Annotated in this window: 13 protein-coding genes; 4 read left to right on the forward strand and 9 right to left on the reverse strand. The window is 46.1% G+C overall.

The window, feature by feature from the left end:
- Positions 1-15 precede the first annotated feature (15 nt).
- The gene (locus HDCHBGLK_RS05240) at positions 16-618 is read right to left on the reverse strand and encodes an ECF transporter S component (protein WP_004607606.1); all 603 of its coding nucleotides are present in this window, start codon (positions 616-618) and stop codon (positions 16-18) included.
- Positions 619-844: 226 nt separating this feature from the next.
- Here HDCHBGLK_RS05240 and trhA point away from each other — a divergent pair, with 226 nt between their 5' ends.
- Positions 845-1,507: a PAQR family membrane homeostasis protein TrhA gene (trhA, locus tag HDCHBGLK_RS05245; RefSeq protein WP_004607605.1), complete on the forward strand. Its 663-nt coding sequence runs from the start codon at positions 845-847 to the stop codon at positions 1,505-1,507.
- 32 nt (positions 1,508-1,539) lie between these two features.
- On the opposite strand, the gene HDCHBGLK_RS05250 is transcribed toward trhA, so the two are convergent.
- From HDCHBGLK_RS05250 to lepB, 8 genes are all read right to left on the reverse strand, one after another.
- A complete protein-coding gene (locus HDCHBGLK_RS05250; protein ID WP_009248402.1) occupies positions 1,540-1,803 on the reverse strand; it encodes a GIY-YIG nuclease family protein in 264 nt (87 codons plus the stop codon).
- Between the two features lie 100 nt (positions 1,804-1,903).
- Complete coding sequence (locus HDCHBGLK_RS05255) at positions 1,904-2,656, reverse strand: M23 family metallopeptidase (RefSeq protein WP_004607603.1); 753 nt, start codon at positions 2,654-2,656, stop codon at positions 1,904-1,906.
- 44 nt (positions 2,657-2,700) lie between these two features.
- A complete protein-coding gene (locus HDCHBGLK_RS05260; protein WP_004607602.1) occupies positions 2,701-3,585 on the reverse strand; it encodes a SpoIID/LytB domain-containing protein in 885 nt (294 codons plus the stop codon).
- Positions 3,586-3,627: 42 nt separating this feature from the next.
- Positions 3,628-4,248, reverse strand: coding sequence for a hypothetical protein (locus HDCHBGLK_RS05265; RefSeq protein WP_004607601.1), 621 nt, complete (start codon positions 4,246-4,248; stop codon positions 3,628-3,630).
- A gap of 2 nt (positions 4,249-4,250) precedes the next feature.
- A complete protein-coding gene (locus HDCHBGLK_RS05270; protein ID WP_039909845.1) occupies positions 4,251-6,713 on the reverse strand; it encodes a glycogen/starch/alpha-glucan phosphorylase in 2,463 nt (820 codons plus the stop codon).
- A gap of 35 nt (positions 6,714-6,748) precedes the next feature.
- The gene (gene ileS / locus HDCHBGLK_RS05275) at positions 6,749-9,898 is read right to left on the reverse strand and encodes an isoleucine--tRNA ligase (protein ID WP_004607599.1); all 3,150 of its coding nucleotides are present in this window, start codon (positions 9,896-9,898) and stop codon (positions 6,749-6,751) included.
- A 343-nt stretch (positions 9,899-10,241) separates the two neighbouring features.
- Positions 10,242-11,615, reverse strand: coding sequence for a D-alanyl-D-alanine carboxypeptidase family protein (locus tag HDCHBGLK_RS05280; RefSeq protein WP_233440740.1), 1,374 nt, complete (start codon positions 11,613-11,615; stop codon positions 10,242-10,244).
- A gap of 71 nt (positions 11,616-11,686) precedes the next feature.
- Positions 11,687-12,244 carry a signal peptidase I gene (gene lepB, locus HDCHBGLK_RS05285; protein WP_004607596.1) on the reverse strand — a complete coding sequence of 186 codons (558 nt, stop codon included), beginning with the start codon at positions 12,242-12,244 and terminating at the stop codon, positions 11,687-11,689.
- 119 nt (positions 12,245-12,363) lie between these two features.
- On the opposite strand from lepB, the gene HDCHBGLK_RS05290 reads away from it, so the two are divergent.
- Genes HDCHBGLK_RS05290 through HDCHBGLK_RS05300 form a run of 3 tightly spaced genes read left to right on the forward strand, consistent with a single transcriptional unit; the run spans position 12,364 to position 15,011 of the window.
- The gene (locus tag HDCHBGLK_RS05290; RefSeq protein ID WP_039909826.1) at positions 12,364-13,044 is read left to right on the forward strand and encodes a GGDEF domain-containing protein; all 681 of its coding nucleotides are present in this window, start codon (positions 12,364-12,366) and stop codon (positions 13,042-13,044) included.
- 27 nt (positions 13,045-13,071) lie between these two features.
- Positions 13,072-14,058, forward strand: coding sequence for an RNA polymerase sigma factor (locus tag HDCHBGLK_RS05295; RefSeq protein WP_004607594.1), 987 nt, complete (start codon positions 13,072-13,074; stop codon positions 14,056-14,058).
- Positions 14,059-14,084: 26 nt separating this feature from the next.
- Entirely contained in the window at positions 14,085-15,011 is a 927-nt protein-coding gene (locus HDCHBGLK_RS05300; RefSeq protein WP_050755144.1) for a transglutaminase-like domain-containing protein, read from the forward strand.
- Positions 15,012-15,023: the final 12 nt, after the last annotated feature.

Genomic DNA, 15,023 nt, shown 5'->3' on the forward strand with positions numbered 1-15,023 from the left:
GTATTGATTCTGGATCTATTTCCCAGCGCTCTTTGTTAGAATCATCCCGCTTCTTAGCAGAATCGGACGTAGTGCATTGTACAGGCATGCTACCAGAACCGTAGAGATCACGGCATTCACAAAAGTAGCTGCTGTACTCCACTTTGCCAGCACTTCCGCCATTTTCTGAGGTTGACCCAGTATATACATCTTATAGAAATATCCTACGATCGGATCAGCCACCACGTTAAATCCCAATCCTGCTACAGAGGCAATCATACTCCACTTAAAAACATATTTCTTATCGCTGCTATCATTAATACGCGCGATTCTGTGCGCCACCAGTCCTACAATCAGGCCAATGCACATCTTTAATATAAATGTCTTTGGCGCCCCTGTTATATAGATCGGGTCCATGAGATCCGCAACGCCCATGCCGATGGCACCCGCAAGCCCTCCATAAGCACCGCCTAAAAGCAATGCCGCCAGCACGCAGAATGCGTTTCCTATATGAATGGATGTGGCATCTCCTCCGGGCATAGGGATCTTGATCTGCAGAAATGTAAATGAAACGTAGCAAAGCGCTGCCAAAATCGCTGTCTGTGCAAGTTTTATTACCGTCTGATTCTTCTGTTCCATAATGACGACTTCCTTTCTCTTATGACTGCACCTATACTATCACCAAAGTGGTCATGTAGAAATGTCCAGTTATTTAATTTTTAACCAGTCCAGTTGTTTCCATATTATAAGTTTTAATATAATGCTTGATTTTTAGGAATCAAGGGTATAATATACATATATAGATAATGTAGTTTTAAAAACTACATGTTGTATTTTTTATTCTCATCATCTAGGAGGCAGTATTATGGCACAGATTATTAAAAAACACATCAAAGACCCTGGAAGCGCAATCACACATTTCATCGGAATGCTGATGGCAATATTTGCGGCAGTCCCACTACTGATAAAGGCGGCTCATGAGCCCAGCAGGATATACATCATATCCATTACGGTGTATGCGATAAGCCTGATATTATTATATGCAGCCAGCACGACTTACCATACAATTGACAGATCCGAGCGGGTCAACACAATCCTTAAGAAGATTGATCATATGATGATCAGCGTGCTGATCGCCGGCAGCTATACTCCTATATGCCTTCTGGTTCTCAAGGGCAGGACGGGAATTATCCTGCTTGGCATTGTATGGGGAATTGCAGTGATTGAGATGCTGATCAAGGCATTCTGGGTATTCTGTCCAAAATGGGTTTCTTCCGTACTATATATCGGGATGGGCTGGACCTGCGTGCTTGCATTCACCCAGATACTCAACGCCTTATCGCCCGCAGCCTTTGGATGGCTTCTGGCTGGCGGAATCATCTACACTGTAGGCGGTATTATCTACGCATTAAAACTTCCATTTTTCAACACCAAGCACAAGAACTTTGGAAGCCATGAGATTTTCCACCTGTTCGTAATGGGCGGAAGCGCATGCCACTTCATCTTAATGTATGCATTTATACTGTAGATTTAAAGGGGACGAATCGAGCCTTTAATGCCCTACTTCGTCCCCTTTTCTGCACGGCCATTTCTTAATAATTCTTCTTTTGCCCTGCGGGTCATATGCTTGATGGCATATTCCCGTTTCATCGCTTCTTCCTTCGTCTCGTATTTCTCATAGTAGATGAGCTCAACCGGACGCCTGGATTTGGTATATTTGGCGCCTTTTCCGTCATTATGCGCCTTAAGCCTCTTGTCTATATCATTCGTCCATCCTGTGTACAGGCTGTTATCTCTGCATTTAAGTATATATGTATAGTTCATATATCCGTCTCCCTTTAGGCCCATTTACACCTTTATTATAGAAAGATGTCCCGCAGATGTCAAATAAGGACGCGACACATCTAATGTCACGCCCCATCTGCTATTCTTCCATATATTCTATTGGGTTCACCGGCTGTCCGTCTTTACGCATCTCGAAATATACGTTGCAGCCCTCCACGCTGTAGTATTTGGTCGGCTGGCTTACATAGCCCAGAACTGTCTTGGCTTCTACATAGTCGCCGACTTTCACTGGTACTTCCTTTAACTGTCCATAGAACAACTCATATCCATTACCGATATCAATATTAACGGTTGTCCCCGTCTCTGCGGTTACATCGATGGATTTAACGATTCCGGTTGTTGCTGAGATTACCTGATCCCCCTCCGCACCGGAGATGATTACCGCCGGGTTGTACTTGTACTGGTCCAGTGTTGAGAAATATACGGTCTTGTCCATACTGTAGTTCAAAAGTATGGTGCCGTTCACCGGCCATAATAACTTGCTGTCTTCATTAAAGCTTACGGATGTGCCGCCACCGGCTGTCGCTTGTGTTCCTGCGCTGCCGTTTTCTGTCTCATTTGTGCCGGTTCCTTCATCCGCCGTATTCTCCTGCGTATCTGTATCTGCCTGATTGCTGATTACCAGGTTGTTGGCCTCTTCTGAAGGCTCCTTTGTTTTTTTCTCTTTTGTGTCATTGGTTTCTTCCGCCCGTGCAAGTTCTTCTTTTCGCTGCGTCTCTTTGTAATCATTGAATGTATATGTTCCAACTATTGCAATTGCTGCCACAAAGCACAATACTGCCGCGACGGTAGCACCTCTCTTTTTTCGTGAAGGTCTTTGCCTCTTATTCATCTTATCACCACCTCTGACTATATTTTTGCCAGATAGTAATGGACTTATTCTGTGTCCAGCAATATTTCTGCTACTTCTTTGATTTCCGTCCCCGCGAAGAAAAATTGCAATATTTCTTTATAAGTCTTTCCTTTTTTTGACATTTTATTGGCTGTATGCTGGCTCATTCCCAGTCCGTGTCCGATTCCTCGCGTAGTTATCCTCATTTTTCCGTTATACCGCTGCAGGGTGAAACAGCTGGATGCAAGATTATAAGTATTGCGGAATTCCTCTCCACTCACATTCTCCTGCCCCACCCGTACATTTATAACGTATCCGGCGGTATCCAGCGCTGTTATCTCCGCGTCCATATCATCCACCGTCACCGTCTGTATCTGTTTCGTATTCTCGATATCAAGCGGGCAGTCCACAATCTTAAGATACGCATAATCCCCATTTCCAAGGACTTCGGCTCCATCCCTGGTGCATCCATTGCTTAGGCGGAAAAAGGGTGTCAATGCCAGGTCTTCCCCATAGAGCAGCACCTGCCCCTCCGTCTCGCTCCAGGCGTCCTTCAGCTTGCGGTAGTATTTGGAATATTTCGCTCCCCACGCGTCCTCCATCTGCTTCTGCGTCCAGAACTCCCCTTCCAGTACCGTATTGCTCCCTGACTCTTTGATCTTCTTATAAACGTCCGTACGCACCAGGACTGACTGGGCCTTCAGCGCTTCCTTATCATAGGATGCAGGAATCTCTTTGGCCAGGATGCCGATGCAGTATTCTTCTATTGGCATCTTAACCTCTTTTTTCCCGGACTTTACCTTTATATAAGTACTGTCCACATGCGAATAAGTAGTAATGCTTGGCCCATTTAAAAACACGGTGACCACATATGGCAACAGTACGATGATGATGATATAGCATCCTAGTTTCTTTAAATTCTGCCGCATAAAAAATACCCTCCCATACACTGTATGGAAGGGTGTCCTTTTTTATTCCTCGCGATTACGGATAATGAAAAAGTAGATGGAAGTGTACAGCGGCACGAAGACTCCTGCAACCGCATGCACCAATGCATAGTTCTTGTCGGTATATCTTTCGAAGATCTGATGATTGACCAGGACCAGAAGCGTCTTGACCAAGGCGCCCACCAGCACGGAAATTATCCCGATAAGCGCAATCCCCGCCATCAGCATTCCTATTCCCGTGCCGGAAAACATGTTGGCTAATGCTGATCCTGGATCATGATAGCCAATGGAACTATAGTTCACGCCCAGCCTGGCCATGCTTATGGCAACGCCTCCAAAGATCAGCCCTCCAAAGATTCCTGTTACAAAGTTGCTGACGATCGGAATTACCAGTATCCAGATGCCCGGATTACGGATCTCCTTCTCTTTAAAATGCAAAGTGCCGCATAATTCTCCCTGGAAATAGGTTCTTGCGTACGGTATGAACGCAAGCCATGGATAATTCATTCCACGTCGTTTTCCAAGGGTATACATCCCAATTCCACGCAGCAGGTAACTGGCAATGCAGCCGATCGCCAATATTCCCAGAATAACTAAATACGATAATAAAATTGTCACTGCCATATCTCCTGCAAAACGCTCCATTTTTATACCTCCACTGTAATCTTATCCAGATGCCAGATATCCTCAACATATTCCTGAATGGTTCGGTCAGAAGAGAATTTGCCACAGCATGCAGTATTCAAAAGAGCCATTTTTGCCCATCTGTCTTTATCCCGGTATGCTTCCTCTACCTCCTGCTGCGCCTGTGCATATGCCCTGAAGTCCTTAAGTATAAAGTACATATCTGCCCGGCTGCTGCTCTTCGTATTCAACAGAGAATTATAAAGGTCGCGGTATAACTCCGTGTTGCCATGAGCATAAGTTCCGTCAACCAGCTGATCTACGACACGGCGGATATCCGGATCATTGTTGTAGATATCCATCGGATTATAGCCGCCGTTTAGTTCAAAGTGAATCACTTCATCCGAACTTAGGCCAAAGATAAACGCATTGTCTATTCCTACTTCCTCAACAATCTCTACATTGGCTCCATCCATCGTTCCAATGGTAGGAGCGCCGTTGAGCATGAACTTCATGTTGCCTGTACCGGATGCTTCCTTAGAAGCAGTGGATATCTGTTCGCTTACATCTGCTGCAGCAAAAATCCACTCCGCGTTGGATACACGGTAATCTTCAATGAATACCATCTTAAGTTTCCCATTGATGCTGCGGTCATTATTCACTACATCCGCAACAGAGTTGATCAGCTTGATAATCTGTTTTGCGCGGATATATCCTGCGGATGCCTTTGCCCCGAAGATAAACGTTCTAGGATAGAAGCTCTTCTCGGGATGCTCCTTCACCTGGTTATACAGATACATCACATGCAGGATGTTCAGCAGCTGGCGCTTATACTCATGAAGTCTTTTTACCTGTACATCAAAGATGGATCTCGGGTCCACTTCTATTCCATTGTGCTCCAGTATGTATTCTGCCAGGCGTTCCTTGTTCTTATACTTGATGCTCATGAATTCCTTGAGAGCCTCTTCGTCATCTGCCCATCTTTTCAGGCCTGACATTAAGGACAGATCGGTAATCCAGTCCTTGGTGCCAAGCTTGTCGGTTACCCAGTCCGCCAGCAGAGAGTTTCCATGCATAAGGAAACGTCTCTGGGTAATGCCATTGGTCTTATTGTTGAACTTCTCCGGCATCATCTGGTAGAAATCCTTCAGTTCCTGGTTCTTTAATATCTCCGTGTGCAGGCGTGCAACGCCGTTGACCGAATATCCTGCGACGATGGCAAGATGTGCCATCTTAACCTGGCCGTCCATAAGGATAGCCATGCGTTTTACCTTGCCTTCGTCTCCCGGATAAGTCTTTCGAATCTGCTCTACAAACCGGCGGTCAATCTCCTGGATAATCTGATAAATACGCGGAAGCAGCCTTGAGAACAGATCGATTGGCCATTTTTCAAGCGCTTCTGCCATGATGGTGTGGTTGGTATATGCGCAGGTCTTTGTGGTAATATTCCACGCCTCATTCCATCCAAGCCCTTCCTCGTCCAGAAGAATACGCATCAGTTCTGCTACAGCCACCGTTGGATGGGTATCATTCATCTGGAAGGTGACTTTTTCACAAAGTTTTGTAATATCATCATGCTTCTTCTTATATTTCACAATTGCTGCCTGAATGCTGGCAGATATGAAGAAATACTGCTGCTTCAGTCTTAACTCTTTACCTGCGTAATGATTGTCGTTCGGATACAGGACCTCCACAATATTCTTAGCAAGATTCTGCTGCTCTACCGCCTTGTGATAGTCGCCTCTGTCAAAAGAATCCAGCTGGAAGTCCACGATCGGCTCCGCATCCCAGATGCGCAGGGTATTTACCACGTGGTTATTGTATCCCACGATCGGATAGTCGTACGGTATAGCCAGTACAGACTCATAATTCTCCTGAACGAAATGAGTCCTGCCCTCTTCGTCATACTCTACCCGGATATTTCCGCCAAAGCGCACTTCCTTTGCGTATTCGGGCCTGCGAAGTTCAAAGGGATTGCCATCCTTGAGCCAGTTATCCGGCTTCTCCACCTGATATCCATCTTCAATCTTCTGCTTAAACATTCCGTAATGATAACGTATGCCACAGCCGTATGCCGCATATCCAAGGGTTGCCAGCGAATCCAGGAAGCAGGCTGCCAGACGGCCAAGGCCGCCGTTTCCAAGAGCCGGATCCGGCTCCTCGTCCTCGATGGCATTTAGGTCTATTCCCATCTCGTCCAATGCTTCCTTTACTTCCGTGTACGCCGTCATGTTAATCAGGTTATTGCCAAGCGCTCTTCCCATCAGGAACTCCATGGACATATAGTAGACCATCTTCGGATCATCTTCATCATACTTCTTCTGGGTTGCAAGCCAGTCATCTATAATGACCTCTTTCACCGCATAAGATACCGCCTGGAACAACTGCTGAGGAGTGGCCTCATCAACCGTCCTGCGAAACAGCGTCTTTACATTATTCGTAACTTCTTTTTTAAATGCTTCCTTTTCAAATCTCGGATTATACATATTCATTTCCCTTCTCTTTCTAAGCCTGAGCATTCTTATTTCTTCTCTACTCCAAGGGTTACGTTCTCGCCATTGATCTTCCAATCCTTTACATATCCCTGCGGCGTCTCTTTCGTTACCTTGAGCGCGAGCGTCTCATCCCCAATCGTAGCGGCATTTTCTGCAAATATCTTCTCGGCTTTCTCTGTTCCTTCGTAAGAGATCTCGATCTTATCCATGACCTCAAATCCTGCCTCCTTACGCATGGTCTGGACCTTGCTGATAATCTCGCGGACGAATCCTTCTTCCAGAAGTTCATCTGACAGGTTTGTATCCAGAACAACGGTAATGCCATTGTCATTCTCTGATACATAGCCCTCCATCTGGGCCGTCTCGATCAGCAAATCTTCTCTGAACAGTGTGACTTCCTGCCCATTAATATCCAGTTTCAGGGCATCCGCAGCATTCAATTCATCCATGGCAGCGTTGCCGTCGATCGAACTTAAGGCTGCTTTGATGCCTCCTAACATTTTACCATATTTTGGCCCCACTGTCTTTAACTGTGGCTTGAAAGAATAAGAGGTAAAATCGCGTACTTCTTGTGTAAATGTCATAGTCTTTACATTCAGCTCGTCTTCTACGATCTCCTGGTAGAATGCCGGAAGATCAAAATCTGCCTTTACATACATCTGCCCGATCGGCTGACGGTTTTTAATGTTCGCCGTATTCCTGCATGCGCGGCCCATCACGACCAGTTTCAGCACACGTTCCATATTGGACTCCAGATCTTTATCAATATAGGAGTTGTCTGCGGCCGGGAAGTCGCACAGGTGGATACTTTCCGGCGCGCTCTGGTCGATGCTTCTTACCAGATTCTGATAAATGTCTTCTGTCATAAACGGGATCATCGGCGCAGCTGCCTTGCATACTTCTACCAACGCGGTATAAAGCGTCATGTAGGCATTTATCTTATCCTGCTCCATTCCCTTTGCCCAGAAGCGTTCGCGGCTTCTTCTTACATACCAGTTGCTCATATCATCCACGAAGTCCTGCAATGCTCTTGCTGCCTCCGGAATCCTGTAATTTCCAAGATTGTCATCTACTTCTTTAATTAATGTATTCAGTTTGGACAGCAGCCATTTGTCCATTACCGATAATTTATCATAATCAAGCGAATATTTTGTGGCGTCGAATCCATCAATATTGGCATACAGCACAAAGAATGCATACGTATTCCATAAAGTTCCCATGAACTTACGCTGTCCTTCCGTAACTGCTTTTCCGTGGAAACGGTTTGGCAGCCAAGGTGCGCTGTTGACATAGAAATACCAGCGGATCGCGTCTGCTCCGTATTTTTCCAGCGCATCGAAAGGATCTACGGCGTTTCCTTTGGATTTGCTCATCTTCTGCCCGTTCTCATCCTGTACGTGGCCGAGGACGATCACGTTCTTGTACGGCGCTTTATTAAATATCAATGTAGAGATTGCCAGCAGGGAGTAGAACCATCCACGGGTCTGGTCCACAGCCTCAGATATAAAGTCAGCCGGGAACTGCTTCTCGAACAGTTCCTTATTTTCAAATGGGTAGTGGTGCTGTGCAAATGGCATGGATCCAGAGTCAAACCAGCAGTCGATCACCTCCGGAACACGATGCATCTCTTTGCCGCAGATCGGACACTTAATGGTAACCGCATCAATGTATGGGCGGTGAAGCTCGATATCTTCCGGGCAGTTATCAGACATTTCCTTCAATTCCGCAATGCTTCCGATGGAATGCTGGTGACCGCACTCGCACTCCCAGATATTCAGCGGAGTTCCCCAATAACGGTTCCGGCTGATGCCCCAATCCTGGACATTTTCAAGCCAGTCCCCAAAACGCTTCTTTCCAATACTCTCCGGGATCCAGTTGATTGTATTGTTGTTTGCGATCAGGTCATCCTTTACCTCCGTCATCTTGATGAACCAAGATTCCCTCGCATAGTAAAGCAGAGGCGTATCACATCTCCAGCAGTGTGGATAACTATGCTCGAACTTAGGTGCGTCAAATAGAAGGCCTCTTGCATCCAGGTCCTTTAGAATCTCTGGATCAGCATCCTTTACGAATACTCCTGCACATGGAGCATCCTCTGTCATGCGCCCTTTCTCGTCTACCAGCTGAACGAAAGGCATGTCATACTTGCGTCCTACCTTGGCATCGTCCTCACCGAATGCAGGCGCGATATGGACAACGCCTGTACCGTCCGTCAACGTTACATAGGAGTCACAGGTAATAAAGAAGGCTTTCTTATTCTGCCTTGCAGCGCAGTCTGCCGCGCACTGGTACAGAGGATCATATTCTTTGTATTCCAGGTCCTGTCCCTTATATGTCTCAAGAATCTCGTAAGCTGGATTTCCTTCTTCTGCCAGTTTGCCAAGGACCGTATCAAGAAGAGCGACTGCCATGTAGTATACGTATCCATCTGCTGCCTTCACCTTTGCATAGTCTTCCTGCGGATTTACGCAAAGGCCGATATTGGATGGCAATGTCCAAGGCGTGGTAGTCCATGCAAGGAAATACGCGTCTTCGCCTACCACCTTGAAACGAACGATCGCAGAGCGTTCCTTCACGTCTTTATAGCCCTGGGCTACTTCCTGTGCGGAAAGCGGGGTTCCGCAGCGCGGGCAGTAAGGCACGATCTTAAAGCCCTTGTAAAGCAGGCCCTTATCCCAGATCTGTTTAAGCGCCCACCACTCGGACTCAATAAAGTCATTATGATAGGTAACATATGGGTTTTCCATATCAGCCCAGAACCCTACCGTTCCGGAGAAATCTTCCCACATACCCTTGTATTTCCATACGCTTTCCTTACATTTGTCGATGAATGGCTCCAGGCCATATTCTTCAATCTGATCTTTTCCATCCAGGCCCAGCGCTTTTTCTACTTCCAGTTCTACCGGCAGCCCATGGGTATCCCATCCTGCCTTGCGCGGCACCTCATATCCCTTCATCGTGCGGTATCTTGGAATCATATCCTTGATAACGCGAGTGAGCACATGGCCGATATGCGGCTTGCCGTTGGCTGTGGGCGGGCCGTCATAGAACATATAGATATCATTGCCATCACGCTCTTTCATGCTCTTTTCAAAGATGCCATTTTCTTCCCAGAATTTTTCAATTTCTTTTTCTCTGTCTACAAAATTCAAGTCCGTTGAAACTTTCTTGTACATTTTGAAACCTCCTTAATCATGTATCTTAATTAAAAATAAAAAAACTTCCGCCCTGAATAGGACGAAAGCCAAGCCTGCGTTTATAAACCACCTAAACATACTATCATATGCCTTCCCTGTAACGGGGGAATGCCGTCAGCATCTACTTGGCCGTCCTCTGGCCTTTCGAACGCTGCAACTCGGAAGTGATATTCAGATATACCTTACTTGTACCAGGCTTGCACCGTCCCTGGCTCGCTATGCCTTTCTGATCTATCCTACTGTCTTCGTCAACATCTTTCATATATGCTGTTCTATTATAGTAAAAAAGCCCCTGAATAGTCAAGGGTTTTTTACAATCTTTCTATCTTCTGCGCCGCCTTTTCCTTATGCGGCTCCTGCGCATGATCACGCTGATGAATATAGTGATCAGAATTGCCAGCACCACCGATGCGCATGCAACAGCCATCTTCTTTGTCTTGCCTTTCTTTTGGCCATCATCCTTTGGCTTCTTTTCCTTCTTCGCAGCCGTAACTTTGGCCGAATGCTCATCCTTATAACTGTCGCTCAAGGTACATCTGGCAGAGCCAACAGGATTGCCTTCATATGTATATTGAAGTGTTGCCTCGCTGCTGATTCCTCCGTCCGGTACCAATTCCATATCCAAATCTTCAAACTTCACGCTCTGCGGAAGCATTACGTAATTGCAGCTTCCATCCTCCAATATCTCTCCTACATCCTTGGATGACTCATAATCTGCCACCGGCACTTTTCCAAAATTGTTAAATGCGTACTCGAACAGGCCTGCCGTGTCCGGGTAGATATGCACCCCATGGGTCCTTAAGACTACACATACCAGCTGCATGCCGCCATTATCTGCCATGGTTATCAACGTAGACAATGCATCCGATGTAAACCCCGTCTTCCCTCCGATCGCATATGGATAATAATTCGAATTCTCCGGTATCAGCATCTTATGCTTCTGCTGAAAGATATGTTCTTCTACCGTCTCAGATGCAGGAATTGCATAGTTCAGCGTCTGGACGATGCGGAAGAAATCCGGATGCTTGAAAAGTTCCCGTCCTATAAGCGCCATGTCCCTGGCACAAGTATAGTGATTCTCATCGTGAAGCCCGTTCGTATTGGCAAAATTAGAATTCTCCCCTCCAAGTTCCCTGCACCGGATATTCATCTGTTCCATAAACCAGTTGTAATCATGGCCTGCATTGATGCCTACGCTCTCGCCTACCGCATAGGCCGCCTCATTGGCGGATGCCAGAAGCGTTGCGTGCAGCGCTTGCTCCAGGGATATCTGGTTTCCCTCCTTCAGGCCTACGGAAGAATCTCCCGGCTTAAGGAATGCCACGCTGTCATGGGAAAATGTCACCGGATCTTCAAGCTGCCCGTTTTCCATCGCTACCAGGGCGGTCAACACCTTGGTAATGCTGGCCGGATATTGGTGGGAATCGATATTCTTCGCATACAGGATTGCCCCTGTCCCCACTTCCATTACGATTGCCGCCTCCCCGTAGGTTCCCGGCCCTTGCGGCCAATTCTTCCAGTCATTGCTATCAACCTTCATCTCATAGGCTGCTTGTTCAGCCTTCTGTTCTTCTGACAGTTCCTCTGTCTGTTCGGCCGCATCTGGCTCAGTGGCAAATGCGGTCGTTTCCCTGCAAGCGCACATGACTGCCAGTAGTATTATTGCTGCCAGTATCTGCCTGCCTCGTCTCATCATCCCGTCCTCCGTATAACTTTTTCTTGCATTACATTTTACCATAGCAGGAGTCATTGCACCAGTAAAACAAATTACAGTCTTCCCAGATACCAGATGATCCTTCCTTTTATATCATTGTTCTTCACCGCGCCAAATTCCCGTGAGTCTTCTGATATTTCCCGGTTGTCTCCCAGGACGAAGACTTCCTTATCTTCAACCACCACCGGATACTCGATGCAGTTCCCAGTCCTGCTGGTCTTCCCAAGCGTTCCTTTGAATTTTGCTTCTTCTCCATTCACATATACCTTGCCCAACTGGATATTTACCGTATCTCCGGCTACTGCTACGACTCTCTTTACGAATTCCTCTCCGTCCGATCTTTTAAACACGATAACATCCCCTGGCTTATACTCCTTTCCCAGACGGGAATAAGCTACAATATCCGTGTCATGGAGGGTGGGATACATAGAATTGCCTGTCACGGTGGAAAATCCCATCATCAGATAGAAAACCAGCAGGATCACGGCAGCCAGCGCTAAAAACTGCAGGGAAATCACGAGCCTGGCCCTTCTCATTTCCTTTTTCTTCTGACTGCGCAGCTGCGGGTCTACATCTTCCAGCACCTTTTTCTTAATCTCATCTATCTCCATAATATGACCTTCTGTTCTGCAAATTTATTATCTTACTATTATAATAGATTGACCAACTGAATACAAGTTATGATATAATGGCTTATAATATTAGCAACTATCAAAGGAGTCTGATTGTCATGAAGAAGTTAAGCGTGTTTAAGATCATCCAGCTATCCATCCTGGCTGTGATCACCCTTATCAGCGTCTTTTTCCTATTAAAGCCAGAGGTAAAGCAGTTCGTGTTTTCCTCTTCTTCTGCTACCACATTATTCTTTTTAATTTGGATTATTTTAATAGCAAGTTTTTTGTTTATTATGATAGATTTAAGTATTATATCTTCCATTAAACTTCATTTTCATAATTTGTATGGGGTGGCATATTCAGATCCTTTATCCGGCATACCCAACCGCTTCAGCTGCGATACGCTGATTGAAAAGTATATTGATTCCGAATTGCCCGAGGATATCGGATGCATTATGATTGAACTGGCCAATCTGTCTGAGGTCAATTCGCTGTATGACCACGCTGCCGGCAACCGTCTGTTAAAAGATTTTTCCGCCATCCTGTCTTCATCCGCGCTGTCGCTTGGCTTTGTAGGGCGAAACGGAGGAAATAAATTTCTTGCTATATTTGAAGACTGTACCCAGGAAAAATTGGATGCATTTCTTACGAGAGTTTTTGAAAAAGTACAGCGCCATAATGCAAAGGCAGATTCCATAGACATGGAATACAAAGTCGGGGCCGCCCTTAACAGCAAGGAGCATCTTGCGAAGATTACCGGGCTTATCGCTCTTGCCAATAACCGGATTTACAAATAATCATAATATAGGAGGGAGTTTTGTTTTATGGCTGAACTGGATTATGAATATTTGGACAGACTGTTAAAGAAGGCAAAAGAGAACGATAGCGACGCCCTTGCCGAATTGTACGCAGCCACCTACAGGAAGCAGTACCGTTACGCATGCCAATATATCAAAGATCCTTTTCTGGCGCAGGCTATCTTGAAGGATGTCTATACATGCGCCTTTGAGAATATAGAATTGCTCGATGACTCGCGCCGCCTTGCATCCTGGCTGGAAGAGATCAATTATCGAATCTGCCATGAAGCATCCATGCAGGATCATGTTCCCTCGCACTTTCTCCGAGCCAAGATTCCAGATCTGGAGCCGCAGGCTGCAGGAGAATTGCTTAATCATATTTTTGCCAGGCGTGATATGGAACCCGCCACAATCCCTGTGGAGATTCTAGAATCTTGGGAGAATTATAAAAAGCCTGGATTTATATGGGAGAAGGCTGCTGCCTGTATATTCCTGCTTCTTCTTCTGCTTCTGCCCTGCCTGTTTCTTAAGCCTTCCATTGTGGCAGAACGCACGAATGTAGACTCGGCATCTAATGCACTGTATGTGATCCGCATCCAAAGTTTGCTTCCGGTGCGCTCCGTCAACGCAACGCTTGATAACAGCACACCGGTTCATCTACGCAAATCCGGTTCCAAAGAGTATACAGCCGAGATCATTTCCAATGGGAAGTTAAAGATCAAGGCAGTATCTATGAACGGGCAGACAGCAGTCAAGACTTATACCGTAACGCATCTGGATATGGATAAGCCTGTATTTATTAAATCTTATACCAAAGACGACCTGATATATCTGGTGGTCCAGGATACCTATTCCGGTATAGATTACGGAAATATCCGCGGCCTTAAGCCAGTATCCTATGACATAGAAGAAGGAATCATTACCTTCCGGATACCAAAAACGCCTACATCTGTAATCATTCCGGACCACGCAGGAAACGAACTGAAGCTTCTTGTCTCTCCAATTGAAGAATGATGATTGAATTAAGGAGGAGTACCGACATGAGCCGTATTACAAGTCTGACTTGTATCACCTTTATACTGTCATGTATTCTCCTTTGCAGTTGTTCCGGCAAGGAATCTGTTGCCAAGAGCGAGCATAAGGTCCCTCCCAGAGATTCCGCTCCCAAGGTTCTTACGCCTTGTGCGGATGGGACAGTCGTTTACAATAATGACTATGCATCCATAGATGCATCAAACACATCCCAGGGCTACATTATGGTCAGCTACTCCGGGGATTGCCCAAAGGTGAAGGTACAGATAACCGGATCTGATCAGATTCCTTATACCTACCTGCTGATAGACAGGGGAGCCTATACCACCTTCCCCCTCTCTGCCGGAAATGGCGCTTACACGATACAGGTGCTGGAAAATGTGGAAGGCGACTCTTACCTTATCGCCTTATCCCAGGACATCGATGTCGCTATTGAAGATGAATTCCTGCCATTTCTCTATCCCAATCAATATGTATCCTTTACTGCCGGTTCAAAGACGGTTATCAAAGGGAGCGAACTGGCAAAGAATGCTTACAGCGATCTGGAAGTCATCCAGAACATCTATCACTATGTCATCGAGAATATCTCTTATGATACTGCAAAGGCGAATAGTGTTACTTATGGATACCTGCCTGACATTGATGATACGCTCAAGTCAGGGACCGGCATCTGCTTCGACTATGCTTCTGTAATGACCGCCATGCTTCGCTCCCAAGGCATGCCTACAAAACTTGAAGTAGGATATTCCGGAGAAGCCTTGCATGCCTGGATCAGCACTTATACCAAAGACACTGGCTGGATAGACGATATCATTGAATTTGACGGCACTTCCTGGGAATTGATGGATCCCACGCTTGCTGCCAATAACAATACTTCCTCTGTCGGCAAATACATCGGCCACGAAAGCCATTATGTACTAAAATACTCATATTAATACTATGCCTAA

This window comes from [Clostridium] scindens ATCC 35704, from assembly GCF_004295125.1.
In the GTDB taxonomy this organism is placed as follows: domain Bacteria; phylum Bacillota; class Clostridia; order Lachnospirales; family Lachnospiraceae; genus Clostridium_AP; species Clostridium_AP scindens.

Bases quoted from the DNA above. Each gene is read 5' to 3' on its own strand.
- HDCHBGLK_RS05240 (WP_004607606.1), bottom strand. From the start codon at position 618: ATGGAACAGAAGAATCAGACGGTAATAAAACTTGCACAGACAGCGATT.
- trhA (WP_004607605.1), top strand. From the start codon at position 845: ATGGCACAGATTATTAAAAAACACATCAAAGACCCTGGAAGCGCAATC.
- HDCHBGLK_RS05250 (WP_009248402.1), bottom strand. From the start codon at position 1,803: ATGAACTATACATATATACTTAAATGCAGAGATAACAGCCTGTACACA.
- HDCHBGLK_RS05255 (WP_004607603.1), bottom strand. From the start codon at position 2,656: ATGAATAAGAGGCAAAGACCTTCACGAAAAAAGAGAGGTGCTACCGTC.
- HDCHBGLK_RS05260 (WP_004607602.1), bottom strand. From the start codon at position 3,585: ATGCGGCAGAATTTAAAGAAACTAGGATGCTATATCATCATCATCGTA.
- HDCHBGLK_RS05265 (WP_004607601.1), bottom strand. From the start codon at position 4,248: ATGGAGCGTTTTGCAGGAGATATGGCAGTGACAATTTTATTATCGTAT.
- HDCHBGLK_RS05270 (WP_039909845.1), bottom strand. From the start codon at position 6,713: ATGTATAATCCGAGATTTGAAAAGGAAGCATTTAAAAAAGAAGTTACG.
- ileS (WP_004607599.1), bottom strand. From the start codon at position 9,898: ATGTACAAGAAAGTTTCAACGGACTTGAATTTTGTAGACAGAGAAAAA.
- HDCHBGLK_RS05280 (WP_233440740.1), bottom strand. From the start codon at position 11,615: ATGATGAGACGAGGCAGGCAGATACTGGCAGCAATAATACTACTGGCA.
- lepB (WP_004607596.1), bottom strand. From the start codon at position 12,244: ATGGAGATAGATGAGATTAAGAAAAAGGTGCTGGAAGATGTAGACCCG.
- HDCHBGLK_RS05290 (WP_039909826.1), top strand. From the start codon at position 12,364: ATGAAGAAGTTAAGCGTGTTTAAGATCATCCAGCTATCCATCCTGGCT.
- HDCHBGLK_RS05295 (WP_004607594.1), top strand. From the start codon at position 13,072: ATGGCTGAACTGGATTATGAATATTTGGACAGACTGTTAAAGAAGGCA.
- HDCHBGLK_RS05300 (WP_050755144.1), top strand. From the start codon at position 14,085: ATGAGCCGTATTACAAGTCTGACTTGTATCACCTTTATACTGTCATGT.